Source organism: Streptomyces sp. NPDC003036 (assembly GCF_040611175.1).
Taxonomy (GTDB): Bacteria; Actinomycetota; Actinomycetes; order Streptomycetales; family Streptomycetaceae; genus Streptomyces.
Genome location: NZ_JBEXNO010000001.1, coordinates 226,262 through 248,434, shown reverse-complemented (window position 1 = coordinate 248,434; position 22,173 = coordinate 226,262). Strand labels below are relative to the sequence as shown.

Below are 22,173 nucleotides of genomic sequence, written 5' to 3'. Positions count from 1 at the left end.
GAGTCCGGCAGGCCAGCCGGCGCGCCGCTCGTCGTCCTCGGCGTCCGCCCGAAGGTGGCGCAGCGCATCCTGCGGCACTCGCAGCTCGCGATCGCCATGGGGGTGTACGCGGAGGCAAGCGACGCCGACGTACGTCATGCGCTCGGGCAACTGGCCGAAGTGATCGGTGCGACTGGCTGACGCGCGGTTGCTGCACTTCGCTGCTGTACGCCCAACAACACAAGAGGTCCAGGATCTCTCCGGGTGCCTCTCGCCTGTGTCCATTCGGCAGGATTCGACTGCAATCTTCCGATCCGTAGCTCTAGCAGGATCGGCGGAGGAAAGCTATTCGTAGATCCGGGCGGCGGTCAGGGCACGGGCAAAGAACGTCCAGTGGTCACTTTCGCTAGACATCTCGTGCCCGAAGTCCCGGTACCACCCCGGAGAGTCCTTGACCCACGCCTCCAAAGCTTCCAGGAAGCTGTCCAGCGTCGCGTTCCCACTGCTGGCCGTTAGCTGCATGGTCGGCGCGAAGTCGGGCCAGAAACGCGCTAAAGCCCTCTAGATTGCCGATGTGATCGTCGGGTGCCAAGGGGCTCGTCATGACTTTGATCTTAAGAGGGGCGTTCGGTGGCTGGGCATGAAGCCGCGCGACCCCGTGGCCCACCAGCCGGCACCCGCGTACGGGCCGCTCCCCCGGAGACGGAGCGCCCCCGCCGGAGCCATGTCGGTGACATATGGACCCGCGGGCCGTTGGGGCTCCACTCATGCCCTTGGGTCCATCCCGCCAGGAGGGGCGAGCGTCGGCGCAGCGCGCGCAGCGGATCCTCCGGCACTCGCAGCTCGCGATGACCATGGAGGCGTACACGGAGGCGAGCGACGCCGACGTGCGCGATGCGCTCGGGAAACTGTCCGAAGCGATGGGCGGGACCGGCTGACACCCGGTTGCTGTACTTCGCTGCTGTACACCCCGACAACGCAAGAGGCCCCGGATCTCTCCGGGGCCTCTTGCCTGCTGTGCACTCGGCAGGATTCGAACCTGCAACCTTCTGATCCGTAGTCAGATGCTCTATCCGTTAAGCTACGAGTGCTTGTGCTTCCCGGGTTTTTCTTCCCGGTCGGCGTTGCGGGAACAACATTACATGACCTGCGCCGTGACGCGAAATCCATTGTCCAAACCGCCTCTGACCTGGGCAAATCACCCCGCCCCAAGATCCACGGGGTCGCAGATCAGGGGTCCGGGCGCCCCGGATCGCGGCAGAAGAGGGCCGCGCGGGCACTCCCCGCGGCCACCCGGCCGGAGGCGATCGGGTGAGCCGGCCGGCAGGCGATCGGGTGAACCGGTCGCGCGCCGGTCGCCGCGCGGTGATCAAGCCCCGGGAACGGCCGAAGCCCCGGCCGTGGGGCCGGGGCTTCGGGTGGAGCTGGCGGAGGCGGAGGGATTTGAACCCTCGATGGGCTTTAAGGCCCAAACCGCATTAGCAGTGCGGCGCCATAGACCGGACTAGGCGACGCCTCCATAGCTGCACACCCGCGCGAGCGCGAGTGGTGCGTGCGTGCAGATGATGACACAGCCCAGGGGGGTGTCACCAATCGCTCCCCACGGTACTAGGCGCGCAGGGCGCAGAGCAAAGGCTTACGGGTTGCGCAACGCGCGGTGTGGTGGAGCGTTAGTGACGTGAGGGATGCCAGGGCTTCCGGACCTCCGGGTGCCGTGGGCCGGGCGTCCCGACGGTCTCGTGGTTCCGTACCCCTGGAGTTCGTATGCTGCGCCGTCTCGTCCTCACCACCGCCGCGTCCCTCGCCGCCCTCGGCGCCGCCGCGCCCGCCGCGCTGGCCGGTACGACCGGGCCCCTGGTCCCCGAGCTGCCGACGGTGCCGCTGCTCGCGGCGGCGACCGACAAGCTCACCGTCACCGTGGCCGACTCCGGGAACGCCGCGCTGGACGGCACCTTCGAGCTGGAGTGCGGGGCGCGCACCGCCAGCGGCACCCACCCCAAGGTGCAGGGCTCCTGCGACCGGCTGGAGGAGCTGTCGCAGGAGGGCAAGGACCCGTTCGCCCCCGTCGGCAAGAACCAGCTGTGCACCATGCAGCACGGCGGTGACGCGACCGCGCACATCACCGGGACCTGGCACGGCCAGAAGGTCGACGCCCACTTCCAGCGGACCGACGGCTGCGAGATCCAGCGGTGGGACGCCCTCGAGCCCGTACTGCCGAAGCCCGGCGCATAAGGGCGACGGCGCATAAGGCCGATATAGGGGCGACAATCGTGCCGGTCCTGGCCGGAACCCGCACAGAACCTCCGCCGCGCCCGTCGCGCCTGCCTTTAGACTCCCTCCAGTGACAGGCCCCGGCCCGGGGGGTGGCAGTAGGTCAGTGGGAGGAAGCGTCGTCGTGAGCAGCAGGCCATCCCGAGGCGCTGCTCGCCTCGCAGCCATACTCGACGCGCTGCCGGACGGGCTCGTGCTCGTCAACGCGAACGGCACGGTCGTCAACGCCAACACCATCGCCCTGGAGATGTTCGAGACCCCGGGGACCGCGCTGGTGGGGCGCGGGTTGCTGGATCTGCTGCCCGCCTTCGACTCCCGGCTCATCCCCGGCTCCATGCGCCGTCCCGAGGCCGCCGACGCGCGCGGACGGACCAAGCCCGCCCGCATGATCGCGCGGCGTACGGACGGGAGCGAGTTCCCGGTCGAGGTCACCAGCGCGAACCTCGAGGACGGACGCGAGGCGTACGACTCGTACGGCGCGAACCCGCGGCCGTACACGGGCGACGAGCTGCTCATGCTCGTCGTCCGCGACCTGTCCGGGACCGTCGACACCGAGGCCGAGCTGGCCCGTTCGCAGCGCCAGACCGAGATGATCCTGCGCGCCGCTTCCGAGGGCGTCGTCGGCACGGACACCGACGGGCGGATCGTGCTCGTCAACCCGGCCGCCGCGCAGATCCTCGGCTGGCGCGCCAGCGACCTGGGCGGCAAGGAGCTGCACCCGCTGATGCTGCACTCGCGCGCGGACGGCGAGCCGTTCCCGTACGACGAGTCGCCGCTCGCCGACACGCTCCGCTCCGGGCGCAAGCACCGGGTGCGCGGCCAGGTGGTGTGGGCGAAGGACGGTTCGCCGGTGCCAGTGGACCTGACGACGGCGCCGGTGCGGGACGGGGACCAGCTCGTCGGCGCGGTGATGACCTTCACCGACCGGCGGCCGTACGAGGAGCTCGTCGAGCAGCACACGGCCGAGGTCACCGAGCTGACCGAGAAGCACGCCACCGAAATGGCCAATCTCAGCGAGCGGCTCTCCGTCGAGGTCGAGCGGCGCGAGGAGCGGTACGCGGCGCTGGCCGCCCGCCACGCCCAGCTGGCCGCCGTGCTCGGCGAGTCGCTGCGCGGGCCGCTGGAGGAGCTGCGCACCGAGCTGGGCACGCTCGCCGCCGATCCGGCCGGGCAGCTGTGGCCGGAAGCCAACCAGATCCTGCACCACCTGGCCGCCGGGTACGCCCGGATGACGACCCTGGTCGACAACGTGCTGGGCTACCAGCGGCTGGACGTCGGCGACGAGGAGCTGCGCAAGGACAAGGCGCTGCTCGACGCGGTCGTCGCGGCCGGTGTCGAGGGCGCGGTGGAGCTGATCGGCCCCGGGCGCGTGCAGTTCGCCGTGCACGCGCCGCCCATCGAGGCCGAGGTCGACGGCGTCCGCATCTCCACGGCGCTCGCGCACCTGATCGCGGACGTGGCCGGGGTCGACTCCACCGGCAAGGCCCGCGTCGCCCCGGGCGCGGGCGGGGGGTACGTCGACTCGACGATCGTCGTGGCCGCCGCCCAGCGCGGTGATGTCGTACGCATCGAGGTGCGCGGGCCGTACGCCGGGGGCGACCCGGTCCACGAGCCGATCGTGCGCGGGATCGTACGGGCGCACGGCGGTGTGCTCCAGACGCACGACGTGCCGGGGATGAGCGGCCACGCCTACGTGCTGGAGGTGCCGCTGGGGGCCGGAGCCGGGGCGGTGAAGCCGACGTCGTCGGCGCTGGCGATCGCGCGGCCCGAACCCGCGGAGGCGGGCCCTGCGGAGGCCGAACCCGCCGAAGCCGAGGCTACGGCGGAGGCTGAGGCCGGGGCCGGGGCCGGGGCCGAGACCGCGCCGGCCGGTCCGGCGCCCGCGCTCGCGCCCGCGCCCGTCCTGCCGGCTCAGCAGTCCGGTGACACCTCCGGGGGCGGTACCTCCGGCGGCGGGCGGCGGCGGGCTCGGCGCGCTTCGACGGACGCGTTCCTCGAGAGTCCGGTGCACGCCGAGGATCCGGTGGCCGGGCAGCCGACCGGGCGCCGGCGCGGGAAGCCGAGCCCGGCGGAGGCCGAGGCCCCGGCCGAGGGCGCGGTCATGACGGCCGCCGAGAGCGCCCAGGGACGCGCGGCGCGCGGGCAGACCGTGCCGCCGCAGGGCGTGCCCGTGGAGGCGGCGCCGGTCCCGGCGGCGGGGCTCGCGGCCCTGCCCGCGCCCGGCGGCGCCCAGCCCGCTCAGCACCCGCAGGCCCCGCAGGCCGCTCCGACCGGGCGCCGTGCCCGGCGGGCGCTCGGCACCGCGCAGGAGCGTCCGGCGACGCCGCCCGAGGGCGCGCGCACGGCGTTCGCGCTGCCGCCCGCCCAGGCGGACCGCCGCGCCCACGACGAAGGCCGCCACGACGCGGTGCGCGACGCCGCCGACGTCGACGCCGCCGCGCCCGTACGGACCGCACCGGACGCCGACCACACGCCGCCGCAGCCGCACCCGGTGCAGCCCCCGGCGCCCGCGCCGTCGGGTCGGCGCCGCGCGGTGCCGGAGACGGCCTCCGGGACGGGAACGGGGACGGGGGCCGGCACTGGGACCGGCACCGGCACCGGTTCCGTACCGCTGCCGCCGGAGGCACCGACCGGTGCTTCCGGCCCTGCCGGTGCTGCCGGTGCTGCCGGTGCTGCCGGTGCTGCCGGTGAGGACAGCGGCAGCTCGACGCAGGGGCGCGCGTTCAGCGTGCGCACGCTCGGGCAGGGCGTGCCGTTCGCGCAGCAGATCGCCCCGCCGCAGGCCAACGCCCAGCCCGCCGCCACCCCCGCCACCCCCGCCACTCCGTCCGGGCGCCGCCGCAAGCTGGCGACGCCGCCCCCGGAGGGCGAACGCCCCGTACCCCCGCAGCCGCAGCCGCAGGCCCAGCCGCAGCCGTTGCTGTCCCCGCCCGCCGAGGGCCGCGCCTACGAGATAGGAGCGCCCGACGCGAACGCGGACGAGGGCCCCGAGCCGCTCGACGGCCCTGGTGGCGCGGTCGAGGTGGCCAACCAGCCCGTCCCGCAGCCCGTCGACGACGAGTTGCCGCCCGAACCGCTGGACAACCCGCGTCGGCTGCTGGTCTGGCCCGCGCCGGACGTCTCCACGCAGGAGGCGCTGAGCGAGCGCGGCTACCGGCCGGTGATCGTGCACTCGCGCGAGGAGGTCGACGCGCAGATCGCCGCGTTCCCGGCGGCGCTGTTCGTGGACCCGCTGACCGGGCCGATCACGCGCACGGCCCTGCAGTCGCTGCGCCAGGCGGCGGTGGCGGCCGAGGTGCCAGTGCTGCTCGCCGCAGGGCTCGGGCAGGCGACGCGGGAGGCGGCGTACGGCGCCGATCCGGCCGTACTGCTCAAGGCCCTTGCTCCGCGCGACAGCGAACAGCATCCGTCGCGCGTCCTGCTGATCGAGCAGCACGAGGAGATCGCGCTCGCGCTGACGGCGGCGCTGGAACGGCGCGGGATGCAGGTGGCCCGGGCGGACGCCGACACCGACGCGGTCACGCTCGCCGCGCAGATGCGGCCGAACCTGGTGGTAATGGACCTGATGCAGGTACGTCGCCGGCGTGCCGGGATCATCGACTGGCTGCGCGCGAACGGGCAGCTGAACCGCACCCCGCTGGTCGTCTACACCTCGGCCGGTCTGGACGAGGCCGAGCTGCCGAAGCTGGCCTCCGGCGAGACGGTGCTGTTCCTCGCGGAGCGCTCGACGAGCCCCGAGGTGCAGTCGCGGATCGTGGACCTGCTGGCGAAGATCGGTACGAACTAGTCGGGGTGCCCCTGCGCGGGGCACCCCGTCAGGGCCCGGTCAGAGCTCGGTGACGTCCAGCTCCCCGGCCGCGTACTGGCGGCGGATGACCTTCTTGTCGAACTTCCCGACACTCGTCTTCGGGACCGCCGGGACCGTCGCCCACCGCTCCGGCAGCTGCCACTTGGCGATCGCCATCTCGTCGGCGAGGAAGGCGCGCAGCGCCGCGTAGTCCGCGCTCGCGCCGTCCTTCAGGACCACCGTCGCCAGCGGGCGCTCGCCCCACTTCTCGTCCGGTACGGCGACGACGGCCGCCTCGGCGATCTCCGGGTGGGCCATGAGGGCGTTCTCCAGCTCGACCGACGAGATCCACTCGCCGCCCGACTTGATGACGTCCTTGGCGCGGTCGGTGAGCGTGAGGAAGCCCTCCGGGCTGATGACCCCGACGTCACCGGTCTTCAGCCAGCCGTCCGCGCTGAACTTGTCCTCCGGGCGGAGCGGTTCGCCGGACGGGCCGCCGTAGTACGCGCCCGCGATCCAGGGCCCGCGTACCTCCAGCTCCCCCGCCGACGTGCCGTCCCAGGGCAGGATGTCGCCGCCGGGGCCGACGAGCCGGGCCTCGACGCCGGCCGGGAAGCGGCCCTGGGTGACGCGGTACGGCCACTCCTCCTCGGCGGAGAGGCCGGCCGGCGGGTTCGCCGTGGTGCCGAGGGGCGAGGTCTCCGTCATGCCCCAGTTCTGGCAGAGGCGTACGCCGAGCTTGTCGTACGCCTCCATGAGGGCGGGCGGGCAGGCGGCGCCGCCGATGGTCACGCGGGCCATGGAGGAGAGGTCGCGGGGGCGGGCGGTGACCTCGGCGAGCAGGCCCTGCCAGATGGTGGGGACGGCGGCGGCGTGCGTGGGCTTCTCGCGCTCGATCATCTCGGCGAGCGGGGCGGGCTGGAGGAAGCGGTCGGGCATCAGCATGTTGACGCCGGTCATGAAGGTCGCATGGGGCAAACCCCACGCATTTACGTGGAATTGGGGCACTACGACCAGAGTCGTGTCCTTGTTGGTGAGGCCCATGGACTCCGTCATGTTGACCTGCATGGAGTGCAGGTAGACGGAGCGGTGGGAGTACACGACGCCCTTGGGGTCGCCGGTGGTGCCGGAGGTGTAGCACATGACGGCGGCGGCCCGCTCGTCCAGCTCGGGCCAGTCGAAGGTGTCGGGGCGGTCCGCGAGCAGCTCCTCGTAGTCGTGGACCCGGGGCGCCGCGCCGTCGAGGAGGGAGCGGTCGCCGGGGCCGGCGACGACGACGTGCTCGACCGTGGGGAGGTGCGGGAGCAGCGGGGCGAGGAGCGGGAGCAGGCTGCCGTTGACGATGACGACGCGGTCTTCGGCGTGGTTGACGATCCAGACCAGTTGCTCGGCGGGCAGCCGCAGGTTGAGGGTGTGGAGGACGGCTCCCATGGAGGGAATCGCCAGGTATGCCTCGATGTGCTCGGAGTTGTTCCACATCAGAGTGGCAATGCGCTCGTCGCCCGTGACGCCGAGCTCGTCCCGCAGGGCGCCCGCCAGCCGGGCGGCGCGCGCACCGGCCTCCGCGAAGCTGCGGCGGTGCGGCGCGGCGGGATCGCCGGTCCAGGTGGTGATCTGCGACGCTCCGTGGATCGTCATCCCGTGGTGCAGGATGCGGGTCACCGTCAGCGGTACGTCCTGCATGGTGCTCAGCACGGCGTCCTCCCGTTGGGCGCAACGTGGCGTTAAGGGTGTGCAGATTCTGCGCACATACCACGCGGTATGTCACTACCCGGGAGCTACTCGGCGGTAGAAGATCCGGCGGGGCTCACCGTACGGGCGACAGCTCCGGGTCCTCGCGGAGCTTGCCCAGCGCCCGCGAGACGGCACTCTTGACGGTGCCGACCGACACCCCGAGCACCTCGGCAGTCTGCGCCTCGCTGAGGTCCTCGTAGTACCGGAGCACCACCATCGCCCGCTGGCGGTCGGGCAGCCTCACCACCGCCCGCCACATCGCGTCGCGCAGCGCCTGCTGCTCGGCCGGGTCGGGCTCGGGCAGCCCGTGCGGCTCCGGCAGCTCGTCGCAGGCGAACTCCTCGACCCTGCGCTTGCGCCACTGCGACGTACGGGTGTTGATGAGGGCGCGGCGCACGTAGCCGTCGAGGGCGCGATGGTCCTCGATGCGCTCCCACGCGACGTACGTCTTGGTGAGCGCGGTCTGCAGCAGGTCCTCGGCGTCGTTCGGGTTCGCGGTCAGCGACCGCGCGGTGCGCAGCAGCACGGGGCCCCGGGCCCGTACGTACGAGGAGAACGACGGGTATCCGGTGGCGGCGGTGGAGGCTCCGGTGCAGACGGGGCCGGCGGTCGCGGTCATGGGTCCACGCTAGGTTCGGGTACTACCCCGCAGGATCGCCCGCAGGTCCCGAACCGGGCTCCGCCTCAAGTTGTAGGGGCGCGGCGGACCCCACCTCCTGAGGGTGGAGGAACGGCGCTCCGACATCAGGGTTGCCTACCCGACTGCCTCGGCAGAACAGCGGTCAGCGAACGACGGGACAGCCTTCTACTTGCTCTTGCCGAAAATGAGCTTCCCCCGGCCCTTGCGCCCCGCGGCTGGGCAGCGTACCCGGAACTCGGAGCCGTCGATCCCGGTCTGCCTCTCGCACCGAGATGGCCGATGAAGGACCACTCCTCGCGCCGCATCTGCGTCGAGCACGGCATCACCCACCTGACTGGCGGACCCTTGCTCGCCACCCACGGCCGCCGCGAGCACATGACCGATACCGTCAGAGCCATCGCTGGACTGCTCTCGCACCAGCAGACCGGACCACGCGGTGCAGCCGACACCACACCCCGGATGCGGTCCAGGCGGGAAACTCCGGTGAGCCGAGGTAGCCGACTTTTTCGACGATGTAGCCGACGTCGAAGGGGAGGGAGACGAGCGGCACGAGCAGCAACGCCACGATCTTCCTGCGGATCGACTTCCCACGAAAGCGCATGGCCTCCCCCAGCTCGGACCCGACCGGTGAGGGTGCAGTCCGGCGCGGGTGTACCAGTTGGACCGCACAGAGGTGATCGCCGTCTGGGGGTCCGATTCCGTAAGCGCCGACCTACAGGTCCGGGAACCTTGCGAGCATGCAGCACTGCCGGAAGCGCTCGTGCCCGTAGACGGTCACGTCCATGACCCGTCCGGCGCCTACGTCGGCGAGATCCTCGTCTGGACTGACCGGGGAGCCACGCTCGCAGCCCTGGAGTCCGCCTGGGTACCGACGAGATGCCCACGTCTCTCCCGGCCATGGTGAACGGCCGGCTCAGCTGGCCAGCCTGCCAGACCGGCCCCGCCCTGAGCGTCCACGGCCCTGCAGCGGGCGAGACCACCACGTGAGACGCCGTCTTAGGCGTTTTCACGCCAACCCAGTTTGTAGACAGAAGGCATGTCGCTCGTATGTATGCCCAGCGGCAGCTTGATGCGTTTGGACGTCGGCCCTGAGCTGGGGGTGTTCAGATGCGGTTGGTCACTGCGTCGGTGTTGCGGCGTGCCGGGCCTCGCGGGTCCGTCTCACCTGAGGGTGGCTAGAGGCTCCGTGAAGTACTGGCTGGAGTGTGGTGTGTCACCGAGGGACACACCCGCCGCCCTGTTCGTCCTGAGTAGGCTGGCTTCTCTAGATCATTTTCCGCCACACTCTGTGCGTAAATCTCAGTGGCGGACGAGGCGACCACATAACGTCCCTACTCGCTGCCGAGGACTAGGGGGTTTGACCTAGGGGGGACGCAGCGAAGAGAAGGGCACACCATCATGTACATACGCGCCATAGCCACAGCAGCAATGACCGCAACGCTTGTTCTTGTCGGCAACACGGCCTTCGCCGCCTCGACGAGCACCAGCCTGTCCAACGGCACGCTCTACTTCGAAGCACAGGATGGCGCCACCGTGAGCGGAAACGGCAGCCTCTTCTACTCCGTCACCCAGTACAAGAAGACGGGTGGCAGCACGACCAGCATCCAGCTGGCTCTCTGGACCTCGGAGGCAATCTTCAAGACTGACGCGATGTCGATATCGGCGGGTCAGACCAAGTCAAAGTCTTGGGGTGGACTGTCCAAGGCGAAGTACGCTCCGGACTGCAAGGCGACCGGCTACCTGATCGCTTCCTCGGGGAAGTACACCACCCCCACCGTGACCTTCTGCTAATCCTGCACCCACTCGGTCGGGGGCGCGTGTGCCATGCGCCCCCGGTCTTGCATCGTAAGGCCGACCCTGATGATCGAAGCGTCAATTCGGGCCGTTTCGGGCCTCTTGCCATCCTTCTTCATAATGGCAACCCTGTTCGCCGTGCCCACAGCGCTCATAGCCAAGGCCCGGCAACGGCCGGTAGTCATCCCCAGCCTGTTTGCCGCTTCTCTTTCCGGCGTCCTAGCAGTCACCCTTCTGCCTGGTAACGCAGGCTCGGCCATGGACAACATGTGCGACATGGGCTCGCCGGCTCATATGCTCACCTCCTCCAGCGCACTGCTCAATATCGCCTTGTTCATTCCGACATCACTGCTGGCAGTACTTGTCTTCCACCGTCCCGTCACAGTCGCTGCCGCCTCGATGCTGTGTAGCGGGACAGTGGAACTCATCCAGGCGACTGGCGCTCTGGGGCGATCGTGCAGCTTCACGGATATCGCTGCCAACGCGTCGGGAGCGCTACTTGGGGCCTGTGCCGGAGCAGTGTGGCTGTGGCTCCACGAGAAGCGAATTGAAGGCCTCCTGAGGGATGTGTGCTGGGCTGGTTGCCTCGCCGTAGTCGGCACGGCAGCCCTAGCAGGACTTTTCCACTCGTCAGTCCACCCCGTTGATGTTGTCGCCACAGAGAACCGGCGGGATACGTATATGCAGTCCCTGGACGGGTCAGACGAATGGATGACAGGAGCCATCACAGACGTATTCGGCGTGGGCACGAAGGCGACGACGACGGTTATGGACAAGAGCGGCAGCCGGACGCGGATCACCATGACCACCAACCGCGGAGAGGTGACCGGCTGGTGGCCTGACCGGACACTGGAACGAGCATGGACCACCGATGAGAAGGTGGAGGATGGCGAACTGTCAGAGAACCAGGTTCGCGCGATCGGCAAGAGATTTGCTCAGAAGTGGTTCCCCGACAGCGTGGCCAGCAGTCGCGAGACCATTGAGGGGGTCGGCGAAGGTAATGCCAAGGTATACGTGCTGACGTACCGGCGATACAAGAACGCCGTGATGATGCCGATGCGGCTGGACATCACCATTACCTCAAGCGGACGCATGATGGGGTTCGCCTCTAAGCCCGTGCCCGACCCCGTGCTGCCTGCAACCGAAATCAGCCAGGAAGACGCCATGCGACTGGCAGAGAAAGAGACCGGTGCAGAGGCCGAAGCCACCGTGCTGCTGGCACAGAAGATCGGAAGTCATTGGCGACCGGTCTGGATGGTCGGCGTGAAGTCCGATGCCCAGGAGCCCGATGTGTTCCTTGACGCTGTGAGCGGCGAACGAGTTAAGCCCGATTAGTCTCAATTGGGGACCGGTTGGCTCTGGTGATGTTGTGCGGACAGACAGGCGGCTCGGCAGATACGGACATGGGCAGCCCCGTCGCTGTTGCGTGGAGACCGTGAAAGCTCGCACGCGAAGAAGGGGCGCTCCGTGAGCCTGCTCAACGGGCCCTCTCCATGATCCTGGAAGAACATGACAGACGCCCATACGGCAGCCGAGGCTGCGCAAACTTCCAGCACGGAAGACGCCAGATCCAGCGATACGACACTAGTTGCGACCCAAGCGGAGCATGAGTTAACCACACCCCCTTGGGAAAGGGCCATCATCAGGGCAATGCTCTGGTTCTCATTCTCTGTCGTTCTTTCACTCCTCCCGCTCTGTGCAGCCTTCGTTTTCAAGAGTACAAAAGGAGAGGCAGTAACTTACGCGGAGGTGGCAGGGAAGGGCGAGCTTCTGATCATTACGACTGGGATGGCCGCCGCAGCCGCTGGGGATCTCTGGGCCAAAGGGGCGGCCAAAGAGTGGCTCACGACAGCCCTGGCATGCCTGAACACTGCGCTAGCCATCTTCACCACCCTCTGGTTCGGGTACCTAACGGCACTCGCTGATGAGAAGTCTAAAGTTGATCAGGAATTCATCGCGACATGGTCGACAACCATGTTCATCGTCAGCTTCCTGGCCAGCGGCATGAGCATTATCCGTGCGGAGTTGAGGCAAAAGTGATCTTCGAGACCCTTGCAATTTCCCTGAGCGGAGTTACCGCTGCCGCCGCTTTTGCGTCTGTTATCGTCGCTCTACGGAAGATTAGAGAGAATCGAAACAGGACAGTCTCGATCTCAATCAAGGGCAAGGATCGCAATATTCATATTGACGCAACAGGGATGTCAGAAAGAGAAATCCTCCGCCTTATTAACTCACTTGAATCCGATGATGAAAGATCTGGTGACACCGATTCGGCAGCAACGTAGCCGCTCGTATGCATAACCTCCCAGGTCGGTGGAGCGGCTTTGGGCGGGAGCTGCCATGGGGCGAGAGATCGTAGCCCCGTAAGCTTCCGGCGCGTCGGGCAGTCTGTGGACCTGTCCGGTAAAGCACGACGTTGGGGCCTTGATCTTCGAGGCTCGCCCCATGGTGGCTGCCTAAAGCCGTGGAGCCGACCGCCCCAGCCACAGCGGGTTTCCGCCCTTCGCCCGCAGCACGCGGCGCGCCGCCTGGCGCGGCCAGGCCGGGCGAAGACAGTGGCCGCGCCGCCGAGGCGGCGCGCTCCCGCGCCGTGCGCGGGCCTTGATGAAGTAGGGAAAGTTCCACCGCCTCGGACAACGGGCGGTCCTCAGGAGCGCTATGCCTGGCGTCTTCGCTGCCCGCACATGGCCCGCGGCCGTCCAGGGAGCGCCTCAGGAAGCTTCCGCTTGGCCACCGACAAGGCGACTGGTGAACCCAGCCGCGCAGAGGCGCTCATACGCCGCCGTCACGGCCTCGGGGACCTCTTGCCGGATCGTGAACCCCTGGTCCGGGTAGACCAGAAGCCGTTGGTGGGCGCCAACGAGCATGTCGATCACAAGGCGGGCGTCTTGGATGGCCTCCACGTACTCGTGCAGCGTCATCTGCGTGGACGCGCTCACGACCTCCACCTCCGGCCACAGCTTGCGAGCGGTGGCGTATGCCCGGCGTTCCTCGTACGGCTTACTGACCAACAGCACCGAAGACACGTCCAGCCCGCGCTCTTCGAGCAGGGAACGGGAGAACCGGATGTTCTCGCCGGTGTTGCGAGCGTTCGGCTCCACGAGCACGGCCTCGGCCGGGACGCCCAGTTCCAGGGCGCGCTCCCGGTAGTGCTCGGCCTCGCCGCGCGGCATGCGATCGCGGGTCGTGCGGCTCGTGGCACCCGTGAACACGATGAGCGGCATCATGCCGCGCCGGTACAGGTCGACCGCGGTGTCCGCGACCCCAAGGTCGTGGCTGCCGAGACCGATGCCGACTGAGCACGGGCGCGGCTCGTGGTGCATCTGCTGGAAGTCCCACAGCCGTTGGGCATCGGACCAGTTCTGTGCCGAGGTCACTGCCCCTCCTGGTCTTTCGCTGAATCGGGCACCTTGAAGTCGTACGCCCACGCGAACCGAGTCGCGGCGTGGATGCCGATGGCGAACTCAACCACGGTCCCGTCGGCGGTGTAGGTGGTGCGGTGCAGCTCTACCACCCACTCGCCGGGCGCCAGCTGGAGAAGCGCCGCTTCCTCCGAGGTGGCGGCTCTCGCGAACAGCTCCTCGCGCATGCGGTCGATCTCGTATCCGGCGTCGTAGAGCACCCGGAAGCCGCCACCCCGGCCGGCCGGTCCCGGAGTCGGGTCCACCAGGCGGGTTCCCTCGACGTGTTCGGGTCGGTAGTAGCTGGTGAGGGTGTGCGTCGGCTGGTCTCCCTCTTTCACGAGACGAGCCCTCGCGTACACGTCAGCGCCTTCGGGCAAGCCGTGCGCTGCTGCGACGAGCGGCGGCGCAGGCACGCGGCTGACCGTCTGCGTCTGCTCGTTACGGCGGTACGACCGGCCTGACGCGACGCGGTCGGCGATGAACGCTACTTCATCGCCATCACGCCATTTGGCCTTGTCGTAACGAGCGATCCCCAGCCGCTTCAGCGGGGCTTTCTGTCGTACGACGGTGCCGTGACCACGCGATGAGGTCACGAGGCCTTCTGCCTCCAGAGCCTTGTACGCCGCATGGACCGTGGACTTCGAGCCCTCACCGGCCTCCACCAGGTCTCGGATGTGCGGAAGCTGCTGGCCAGGGGCGTACTGGCCGCTCCTGATCTGCTCAGCCAGCTTGTCTGCCAACTCGCGCCACTTGGGTGCCACGCGCAACTCCTCTCGATGAGTCCAGTCAAACACAGTCCCAGGACTGTTAACAGTCCTGGGACTGTGCGCCATTGTCTTCTCAAGCACCCGCAGTCCTAGGACAGTGGGTGCAGGGAGGGTCTTCTTTGGCCTGCCCCCGACGCCCGGAGGGCCCGTGAAACGGCTCGAAGGAAGCGACTGGTGCTTGAGAACTCAACAGCGTGACGAGGTCGCCGCCTCCTCCGATAAGGCGGCTGGCGCGGCGAAGGTCCGCGCGCTCAACTCCTCCGCAGCCGTCGGCTGCGGCCGGTTGCCTCCCCCGCCCGTCCGGTCCCTTCGCGGGGTGCCGTACGGGCGGGGCCGAGGGGAGCCGGATGGTTCCAAACGGCGAGAGGTCCCGGAGCGGCTACTCCGGGACCTCGTTCGGGCCGTTCCTCTCTGGAAGGAGCCGACCCAATGCGGTCCATCATCACACTCCCGGCCACGTCCGAGGCCCTGGCGTTCGACGGTGAGCCGTCGGCGGCGGAGCTGGACGTGATCGAGCTGGAGATGCCGCTGATCGAGGCGGAGATCGACCTGCTCGACGTGGAGATCGACCTGCTCGACCGTCCGGCCACGGTGCTGGACGAGCGGCGCATCCGCCGGGCCCGCAACCGGGTCCTGGCCGAGCGCCGGAACCTGACCAACCGCGCCACGGAGACGACGGGCGGGGCGGCATGAACGCCACGATCCTCGGCGACATGGGCGCCCCCCTGCTCGCGCTGCGTCTGCTGAGCGTCGACTACCCGCACCTGCCGGCGCCGTGCGTATCCCTCTCCACCGTCTACCCGGAGCGGCTGGAGCTGTCGTTCCACAACGACCTCGGCGCCTTCGAGGCGTGGCGGGAGGCGCTGGGCATCGAGCCGCTGAACGTGGCCCACCACGTTCACGGCGATGGCCGGACCTGCGTCCTGGGTGTTCACGTCGACTACGCCGGTGCCGAGCTGCACCTGACCGGTTTCGGCACTGTCCCCGCCGTGGAGGAGACGCGTTCACGGGTGGAGGTGCCCGCGTGAACGACGTTCAGATCCGTTCAGCAGAGCGGGCCCTGTCGGTCGGCACGTGGCTGATCGTGGGCGGCGCGATGCTCTACTCGGTCCTCACCGTGACACCGCTCATGCGGGACCACACGGCAGACGGCTGGGACTGGACAGCGCCGATCTTGCCCCTGGTGGTGGACGCGGCGGTCGTGATCGTGGTCCGCCTCGATTCGGTCCTGGCCCGGCTCGGCGGGCACGGCGGTCGGTGGCCCATCGCGCTGCGGTGGATGACCGGCGGCATGACGCTCGCCCTGAACGTGGCGGACTCCGCCCTGAAGAAAGACCTGGTCGGAGTCGCAGTGCACGCCGTGGCGCCGCTCCTGCTCATCGTCACGGCAGAGACCGGTCTCGCCTACCGCCGCGCCATCACGAACGCGCTCACCGCCCTGAAAGACCGTGAACGATCCGAGCGGCAGGAGCGGGAGCGGGCCGCCGCCGAGCGGGCGGAAGCCGCCGAGAAGCGGATGCGCGAGCAGTGGGAGTTCGAGGCCCGGATGGCCCGTGAACAGCGCGAGCACGAAGCCGCCCTGCTCCGTGAACAGGTCGAGCGGGAGGAGCGGGCACGGCGCGAGGAGCGGGAGCGGGCCGAGGCCGCCGAGCGGGCGGAGCGAGAGGCCCGTGAACGCGCCGAGCGTGAGCGTGAACAACAGCAGCGGGCCCGTGAACAAGCTGAGCGCGACCGTGAACAGCAGCGTCTCGCCCGTGAACGGCAGGCCGCCCAGGAGCGCGAGCGGCAGCGCCGCGAACGCGAGGAAGCCGCCCTGCGTGAACAGCGCGAGCGCGAGGCCCGGGCCGAGCGTGAACGCGCCGCTCTCCTCGCCGCCGGCCCCGCGACCGAGAAGTTCCCCGAAGATCGCGCCCGCCAGACCGTGACCGCCGCGTTCCACGCCGGGCTGCCGGTGCGGCAGGCCGCGGAGCTGTGCGGCTGGTCCGTCGGCTGGGTCTCCACCCGCTACCAGGAACTCCGCGACAACACCCCGACCCGTGCTCTGGAAGGGGCTGCTCAGTGATCCCGATCTACCGGTGGCGGTGCGCCCCGGACGGGTTGGCGACGTTCCGGCAGCTCCGCGCGCGAGGGCTGCGCCCGGGGGGTCAGGACGTCGCCGCCCAGGTGGAGCGGCCCCGCCGCCGGCGGGGGCCGCTCGTCGCCTACCTGTACCGGGTCGACCTGGCCAAACCGGTCCGGCCCATGACCGCTGCCCGGCGGGCCGCCCTTGCGCGGGCGAACGCCGCCCGTCGGGTGTGCCCGGAGTGCGGCCGGGACGCGGGCTACCGCATCCCGGTCTCGCTCGGCATGTGCGTCCCGTGCGCGGACGCCCCCACCCAGCTCGCTGCCTGAACTGGAGGAATCCCATGGCATACGGCCAGCCGCAGGGCTCCTACATGTACGTGATGACCCTGTCCGACGGGCGGGGAGAGGGCACCGTCAGCGGCACGTACACGCCGCCCTCCGGGGCGTCCCGGTTCGACGCCTACGAGGCCATCCGCCAGCACGCGATCCGCGCCTATCCGTCGCTGCAGAGCGGGACGGTCGTCTTCTTCTGCCTGGAGCCGAACACTCTCTGACCTGCACATCTGGCAGGGCCCGACCATCAACCTTCCACAGCTTTGGTCGGGCCCCTGATCTCCCCTAAGGGAGGTAGCAAGGATGACGGACATCAGCACGGAGCCGGTAGTGGGCACCACTGCCCCGCCGCCGGCCCCGCCCATCTCTCCGCCCCCGTCGCCGGTCGCCGAGCAGCTGGTGAAGGACGCTCCGAAGGTGGAGCACACCCCGGGCGGCTGGCCCGTGGTGCCGCTGGCGACCACCGGTGTGAACACCACCGTGAGCGGGGTCGCTGCCGCCGCGCTTGTGGCCGGTCCGCCCGGTGCCGCCGTGGCGCTGGCCGGTGCCGCCCTCGTCGGCGGCGCCGCCTTGGCCCGCCGCGGCGTACGCAACCGCACCGCCAAGACCACCAGCCGAGCCGGTGCGAAGAAGGTCCCGACCCCGCGTCCGTCCCGGCAGACCACGACCGGCTCCCGCAGCTCTGGCGGCCACCGTGCGGCCGGGGCCAAGGGCGGCTCAGGCTCGTCCCGGACGCCCAAGGCCCGTACCGGCTCCGCCGGAACGTCCCCTTCGACCGCGCGGACGCAGCCGAAGAGCCGGATCGGTCAGGTCAAGGCCCTGCGGCAGTCGGCCCGTACCGCCCCCGGTTCGGGGTCGACGCCGCGAGCGGAGCGGCGGGCACAGGGTGTGCACAACCGCCGGGCGGTCGCCGACACCCGCCGCAACACCCCCTCGCCCCGCTCCTCTCTCCCCACCGCGGGGGGTGGCCGTTCCGCCGGCGCATCGGCCAACCGCCGTACCAGCAACGGCCGTTCGTGGCTGGGCGGGAAGGTCCGGGCCGGTCGGGACGCTGCGGTGCAGCGGGCGCGTACGGCGCGGGATCGGTCGGCCGCGCGTGCGGTCGACGGGGCCCGCCAGAAGATCCGCACCGCCCTGACCGCGAAGCAGGCCAGGGCGGCGAAGAAGGCCGTCCGCAAGGATGCCCGGCGGGCGTTGTGGAAGTCCGCTGCCCGCAAGCAGGGCCGCCGCCTGCTCGCCGCCCTCGCCGCGGCCCCGGTCGGTGCGCTCGGACTGCTCACCACACCGCTCGGGCGCAAGCTCGGCATCAAGGCGTTGCAGCACCCCGGCCGGCGCCTGTACCGGCGGCTGATGCGCACCGCCGAGGAGCAACAGGCCGCCCGTGACGCGGCGATCCGCGAGCGGCAGGCCGCCGCCGAGGCCGCGATCGACGCCGACCTCGCCGACGAGCAGCAGCCCATCGGCGACACCGCCGAGCGTCCCTCGTTCCTCACCCCTGCCACCCCGTCGTCTCCTGTGGAGGTCGTGAACGTGTCCGGATTCAAGTTCGAAGAGGCCGCCGCCGAGATGGAGAACGCGGCCCGCACCTACGAGCCCGAGACGGCCATGGAGATCCTGTCCATGGTCGACAACCTGCCCAACGCCCTGAACCACGTCGCGGAGACGTTCAAGATCCTGGCCGAGCGGTCCGACAGCGAGTTCCCTCTGGAGAAGGACATCGCCGCCGCGTTCGACGAGATCTACGGCGCCCTGATGCGCGCCGTCGACTCCTCCGAGCAGGTAGGGCCGCTGTTCCGGCAGGTCCACGACCACGACATCGCCCGCCACGAAGACCCCCGCAACGGCATTCAGGCCGAGAAGGGCTGGAACGTCTGATCATGGCCACCACCACCGACAACCCCACCACCACGGGGCCGGTGTGGGACTGGAGCGCCGGTCACGGACCCGTGACCGGCGCCCTGTCCGCCACCACCGGCGCCCTCGCCCTCGCGACCACCGGCGCCGCCACCGGCATGCCGCCCGCCTGGGCCCTCGCCGTCGGCACCGCCGGCGCCATCGGCCACACCATCTCCACCCTCCGCGAACGCCTCTCCGCCCGCACCCTCACCCTCCGAGCGTCCTCGTGGCTGCTCGGCGCCGGATGGACCACCTGGGCCATGACCACCGGCCCCCTCACGTGGACCGCGCTCGGCTCGCTCGCCGTCCTCGGCGTCGGCATCGGGACCGCCGCCCGCTCCACCAGCCTCTACGAGGACGCCCGCGAGCTGGAGCTCATCGCGCTGGCCGACCGGCAGGTCGCCGCCGAACTCCAGGCGGAGCGCCGCACCCTCGCTGCCGAGTGGGTCGACCGCGTCCAGCGGGTCTGCGGCGTCACCCTCACGGTCCTGGCGATCGAGAAGTGGCCCACCGGCACCGGCTTCACCATCGACGCCGAGCTTCCTGGCGGGACCACCTACAACCAAATCGCCAAGGAATCCGCCCGCCTGTCGGCCGACGCCCGCCTGCCGCACGGCTGCACCGTGGCCGCCACCCCCGGCATCCACCAGGGCCGCGTCCTCATCGACGTGTCCACCGTGAACGTGCTCGCCGGTGAGATCCCCTACCCGACCGACTACGGGCCCCTGTCGATTCACACGGGCCTGCCGTGGGGGGTGCGCTCGGATGGGCGGGAAGTCCCGGTCTACCTGCGCGAGCAGTGCGCGCTCATCGTGGGCCCTACGGGGTCCGGCAAGACCAACATGGTCCATGACGTCCTCGCCGGATTCTCCCGCGCCACGGACATCCTGAGCTGGGTCATCGACCTCAACGCCGGATCGGCCGGCCTGCCCTGGATCCGCCCCGCGTTCGACGGTGAGGGCAACCCGCACGGCGAGACCCGCCCCGGGATCGACTGGCTCGCCTCCACCCCGGAAGAGGCCGAGCTGATGCTGGACACCGCGCTCAAGGTCGGGAAGCACCGCAAGGTCGCGTATCAGGAGCTCATGGCGAAGGCGAACACCGACCTGCTTCCCATCTCCGCGCAGATTCCGCAGATCATGATCCTGATCGACGAGGGCGCGGAGATCCTGGCCAGCAACGACCCGAAGATGCGCAAGCTCGCCGCGAAGATCCTGGAGGTCATCCGGCTCATGCGCGCCATGGGCATCCGCACCGTCCTGACCGCGCTCGGCGCCACCGGCTCCGTGCTCGGCAACCTGATGATCCGCCGTGAGGCCAAGGCCCGCGTGTGCCTGACCGGCGGCGAGGTCGAGGGCATGGACCTCGCCAAGATCTTCCAGAGCTCCCAGGGACTGAAGCCGGAGCAGGCCCCCTACAAGGGCGCCGGGTTCATCGGCACCCCCGAAACGGCGCCGGGCCTGTTCAAGTCGTGGCGCATCAAGCCCAACCAGATCGCCGACATCGTCCGCGCCACCAGCACGCTGCACCCCCGGCTCGACGAGCCGTCCGCAAAGGCGGCCGGCCCCGACTACGCCCGCCGCTGGGACACCACCCGCACCGCATGGATGCGCGACGGCACCCCCGCCGCCGAGCAGCCCACCGTCCCGGCCGCCGAGGACCGGTCCGCCCGACCGGGGGGCCTGAACCTGTCCGCCCTGCGCGATGCCCCCGCACCGGCCGCGCCGGTGAGCGACGAGGACGCCCTCGCCGCCCGGTTCATGGCACAGATCGACGCCGAGTTCGGCACCACCACCGAGCCCAACCCCGACGAGCGGGAGGGGCGCGAGGAACGTCCCGGGCTGAACCTGTCCGCGTTCCGGATCGAGCAGACCGACAGCGAGGCCCGTCAGGCCGCGCTCGCCGTGCTGCTCGCCGCCGGATCCGACGGGACCGGCGCATCGGCGATCGCCCGCGCGCTCGCCGAGCGGCACGGCACCAGCCGACAGACCGTCGTCGGGTGGCTCAAGGAGTGGGCCGACGACGGCACCGCGGTACGGATCGGGACCGGCACCAAGACCCGCTACGTCCACCACCGCCACGCCCCCAGCTAGGCGTCATCGCGCAGATGCCTGCTCCTGGTGCGCCAGGTACACCCCCCGCAACGCGCTCAGGAACCCGATCGCCACGCCAAGTCCGACAACCCACAAGAACCAGCTGCTGTCGACAACAGGGTCCTCCGTCGCCATCACGTAGCCAGCCACCACCCAAAGGGCAGCCGCAACGACGTTCCCCACCAACCGAACACGCGGACTGGACTTCACTTCTCAACCCCCCCACCAGACAACGGCAGCACTGCCGTTGACGAGCGAAGCGTAACGAGGTCATTGCTGCGCCGCACGCTACTTGTCGCCTGTCGTGCACACCCGCCAAGGAGGTCGTCAGGTGCTTCGCCGAGGGCCGGAAACGGCTTGTGACCTGCAAGGCGACAAGCGACAAGACAAGACAAGCGACAAGCCGCACGACAAGCCAGACGACAAGCGACACGACAAGCAGGCCACCGGGCAGCACCCCACCAGCGGGGTGCTGCCCGAAGCGCTGAAAGGGGCACCTTGTGCACGAGCCGACCGCGTACGAGATCACCACCCCGCACCCGTGGACCCAGCCGCCGGCCACCGCCAACCGGCCGGTGATCCTCCCGGCGGAGATCCCGCCCGGGGTCGACTGGGTCACCCTCCCCAACGGCGTGCGGACCCTCGCCTACACCCACACGGCGCCTCCGCCGCAGATTCCGGTTACGCCCGCGCAGCCGATCCCCGCGTGGGCCAAGACCACCGCACTGCTCGCCCCCACCGTCGGCGGCGGGATCGCCGCCGCCGGCATCGGACTCTCCTACGCCGCCCCGGGACTCATCGCCATGAGCCACGCCCTGTGGTCCGCCGCCGCCCTCGTCGTCGCCGCTGTCATCGCCGTCCCCGTCCTCATCCGCACCGCCCGCCGCACCGTCGGCAGCAGCGGCACCGGCACGGGCGGGACGACGCACATCACCCAGAACATCACCGCCACCGGCCTGTTCGGCCGCGCAGGCGGCACCATCAACAACCGCTGAGGAGCAGCCACCATGGCCACCATCCGGATCACCTCCTACGGCACCGGACACCACGACAGCCCCACCGCCCCCGACCCGGTCGTCGTCGACACCACCACCCTGCACAACCCGCCCGACGACCCCGCCGTGCGCGCCACACTCACCGGACTGCACCCCGACGTGGCCGCCTACGTCCTCACCACGCCCGGGGCTCACGACCTGCTCGACTCCGCCCTCGCCGACATCGAGCACCGCGCCACCGGCGGCGAGCAGCAGATCGACGTGCACGTCCACTGCTACGGCGGCCGGCACCGCTCCGTCGTCGTCGCCGAACTCCTCGCCATCGCGCTGCACACCCGCGGCCACCACGTGCACGTCACCCACCGGCACATCAACCGCCCGCTCCTGCCCTCGCGCACCCGCGACGCGGCCTGAAG

General features: G+C 70.1%; 22 protein-coding genes and 2 tRNA genes. 17 read left to right on the top strand and 7 right to left on the bottom strand.

The features are described 5' to 3' along the window. Positions 1-54 precede the first annotated feature (54 nt). Both ABZX67_RS01140 and ABZX67_RS01135 read left to right on the top strand, forming a co-directional pair. Positions 55-180, top strand: a complete 126-nt coding sequence (locus tag ABZX67_RS01140) for a hypothetical protein (RefSeq protein WP_355352487.1) — start codon at positions 55-57, stop codon at positions 178-180. Between the two features lie 566 nt (positions 181-746). Next, positions 747-917: a hypothetical protein gene (locus tag ABZX67_RS01135; protein WP_355352484.1), complete on the top strand. Its 171-nt coding sequence runs from the start codon at positions 747-749 to the stop codon at positions 915-917. Between the two features lie 80 nt (positions 918-997). Here the strand turns inward: ABZX67_RS01135 and ABZX67_RS01130 are convergent. Beyond that, positions 998-1,070 (bottom strand) — tRNA-Arg (locus tag ABZX67_RS01130). 334 nt (positions 1,071-1,404) lie between these two features. Then, positions 1,405-1,498 (bottom strand) — tRNA-Ser (locus ABZX67_RS01125). Positions 1,499-1,743: 245 nt separating this feature from the next. Here ABZX67_RS01125 and ABZX67_RS01120 point away from each other — a divergent pair. Both ABZX67_RS01120 and ABZX67_RS01115 read left to right on the top strand, forming a co-directional pair. Further along, positions 1,744-2,211, top strand: coding sequence for an SSI family serine proteinase inhibitor (locus ABZX67_RS01120; RefSeq protein ID WP_355352481.1), 468 nt, complete (start codon positions 1,744-1,746; stop codon positions 2,209-2,211). 163 nt (positions 2,212-2,374) lie between these two features. Continuing rightward, positions 2,375-6,037, top strand: a complete 3,663-nt coding sequence (locus tag ABZX67_RS01115; protein WP_355352478.1) for a PAS domain-containing protein — start codon at positions 2,375-2,377, stop codon at positions 6,035-6,037. A 39-nt stretch (positions 6,038-6,076) separates the two neighbouring features. On the opposite strand, the gene ABZX67_RS01110 is transcribed toward ABZX67_RS01115, so the two are convergent. The 3 genes from ABZX67_RS01110 to ABZX67_RS01100 all read right to left on the bottom strand — a co-directional run bounded on the left by ABZX67_RS01110 (position 6,077) and on the right by ABZX67_RS01100 (position 9,012). After that, the gene (locus ABZX67_RS01110) at positions 6,077-7,732 is read right to left on the bottom strand and encodes a long-chain fatty acid--CoA ligase (protein ID WP_355352475.1); all 1,656 of its coding nucleotides are present in this window, start codon (positions 7,730-7,732) and stop codon (positions 6,077-6,079) included. A gap of 112 nt (positions 7,733-7,844) precedes the next feature. Next, complete coding sequence (locus tag ABZX67_RS01105) at positions 7,845-8,390, bottom strand: SigE family RNA polymerase sigma factor (RefSeq protein ID WP_355352472.1); 546 nt, start codon at positions 8,388-8,390, stop codon at positions 7,845-7,847. Between the two features lie 409 nt (positions 8,391-8,799). Continuing rightward, positions 8,800-9,012, bottom strand: a complete 213-nt coding sequence (locus tag ABZX67_RS01100) for a hypothetical protein (protein WP_355352469.1) — start codon at positions 9,010-9,012, stop codon at positions 8,800-8,802. A gap of 827 nt (positions 9,013-9,839) precedes the next feature. On the opposite strand from ABZX67_RS01100, the gene ABZX67_RS01095 reads away from it, so the two are divergent. The 4 genes from ABZX67_RS01095 to ABZX67_RS01080 all read left to right on the top strand — a co-directional run bounded on the left by ABZX67_RS01095 (position 9,840) and on the right by ABZX67_RS01080 (position 12,490). Continuing rightward, positions 9,840-10,202, top strand: coding sequence for a hypothetical protein (locus ABZX67_RS01095; RefSeq protein ID WP_355352466.1), 363 nt, complete (start codon positions 9,840-9,842; stop codon positions 10,200-10,202). Between the two features lie 123 nt (positions 10,203-10,325). After that, positions 10,326-11,540 (top strand): VanZ family protein, encoded by a 1,215-nt coding sequence (locus ABZX67_RS01090; RefSeq protein ID WP_355352463.1) that lies wholly within the window; start codon positions 10,326-10,328, stop codon positions 11,538-11,540. Positions 11,541-11,714: 174 nt separating this feature from the next. Further along, positions 11,715-12,245: a hypothetical protein gene (locus tag ABZX67_RS01085; RefSeq protein WP_355352460.1), complete on the top strand. Its 531-nt coding sequence runs from the start codon at positions 11,715-11,717 to the stop codon at positions 12,243-12,245. After that, a complete protein-coding gene (locus tag ABZX67_RS01080) occupies positions 12,242-12,490 on the top strand; it encodes a hypothetical protein (protein WP_355352457.1) in 249 nt (82 codons plus the stop codon). The genes ABZX67_RS01085 and ABZX67_RS01080 overlap by 4 nt, the downstream gene beginning before the upstream one ends. Positions 12,491-12,916: 426 nt before the next feature. On the opposite strand, the gene ABZX67_RS01075 is transcribed toward ABZX67_RS01080, so the two are convergent. Together ABZX67_RS01075 and ABZX67_RS01070 are read right to left on the bottom strand one after the other, a co-directional pair. Then, positions 12,917-13,582, bottom strand: coding sequence for a YdcF family protein (locus tag ABZX67_RS01075; protein ID WP_355352454.1), 666 nt, complete (start codon positions 13,580-13,582; stop codon positions 12,917-12,919). Then, on the bottom strand, positions 13,579-14,370 hold the full coding sequence (locus ABZX67_RS01070) for a GntR family transcriptional regulator (RefSeq protein WP_355352451.1): 792 nt from the start codon (positions 14,368-14,370) through the stop codon (positions 13,579-13,581). The genes ABZX67_RS01075 and ABZX67_RS01070 overlap by 4 nt, the downstream gene beginning before the upstream one ends. 435 nt (positions 14,371-14,805) lie before the next feature. On the opposite strand from ABZX67_RS01070, the gene ABZX67_RS01065 reads away from it, so the two are divergent. The 9 genes from ABZX67_RS01065 to ABZX67_RS01025 all read left to right on the top strand — a co-directional run bounded on the left by ABZX67_RS01065 (position 14,806) and on the right by ABZX67_RS01025 (position 22,171). Next, positions 14,806-15,069: a DUF6284 family protein gene (locus tag ABZX67_RS01065; RefSeq protein WP_355352448.1), complete on the top strand. Its 264-nt coding sequence runs from the start codon at positions 14,806-14,808 to the stop codon at positions 15,067-15,069. After that, entirely contained in the window at positions 15,066-15,404 is a 339-nt protein-coding gene (locus tag ABZX67_RS01060) for a hypothetical protein (protein ID WP_355352445.1), read from the top strand. Before ABZX67_RS01065 ends, ABZX67_RS01060 begins: the two co-directional genes overlap by 4 nt. Continuing rightward, on the top strand, positions 15,401-16,438 hold the full coding sequence (locus tag ABZX67_RS01055) for a DUF2637 domain-containing protein (protein WP_355352442.1): 1,038 nt from the start codon (positions 15,401-15,403) through the stop codon (positions 16,436-16,438). The genes ABZX67_RS01060 and ABZX67_RS01055 overlap by 4 nt, the downstream gene beginning before the upstream one ends. Next, on the top strand, positions 16,435-16,767 hold the full coding sequence (locus ABZX67_RS01050) for an RRQRL motif-containing zinc-binding protein (RefSeq protein WP_355352439.1): 333 nt from the start codon (positions 16,435-16,437) through the stop codon (positions 16,765-16,767). Before ABZX67_RS01055 ends, ABZX67_RS01050 begins: the two co-directional genes overlap by 4 nt. A 14-nt stretch (positions 16,768-16,781) precedes the next feature. Beyond that, the gene (locus ABZX67_RS01045; RefSeq protein ID WP_355352437.1) at positions 16,782-16,994 is read left to right on the top strand and encodes a hypothetical protein; all 213 of its coding nucleotides are present in this window, start codon (positions 16,782-16,784) and stop codon (positions 16,992-16,994) included. An 82-nt stretch (positions 16,995-17,076) separates the two neighbouring features. Then, entirely contained in the window at positions 17,077-18,648 is a 1,572-nt protein-coding gene (locus ABZX67_RS01040) for a hypothetical protein (protein WP_355352434.1), read from the top strand. A gap of 2 nt (positions 18,649-18,650) precedes the next feature. Next, positions 18,651-20,762: a hypothetical protein gene (locus ABZX67_RS01035; protein ID WP_355352431.1), complete on the top strand. Its 2,112-nt coding sequence runs from the start codon at positions 18,651-18,653 to the stop codon at positions 20,760-20,762. Positions 20,763-21,262: 500 nt separating this feature from the next. Continuing rightward, on the top strand, positions 21,263-21,757 hold the full coding sequence (locus tag ABZX67_RS01030) for a hypothetical protein (protein WP_355352428.1): 495 nt from the start codon (positions 21,263-21,265) through the stop codon (positions 21,755-21,757). Between the two features lie 12 nt (positions 21,758-21,769). Continuing rightward, positions 21,770-22,171, top strand: coding sequence for an RNase adapter RapZ (locus ABZX67_RS01025; protein ID WP_355352425.1), 402 nt, complete (start codon positions 21,770-21,772; stop codon positions 22,169-22,171). The last annotated feature ends 2 nt before the right edge of the window (positions 22,172-22,173 follow it).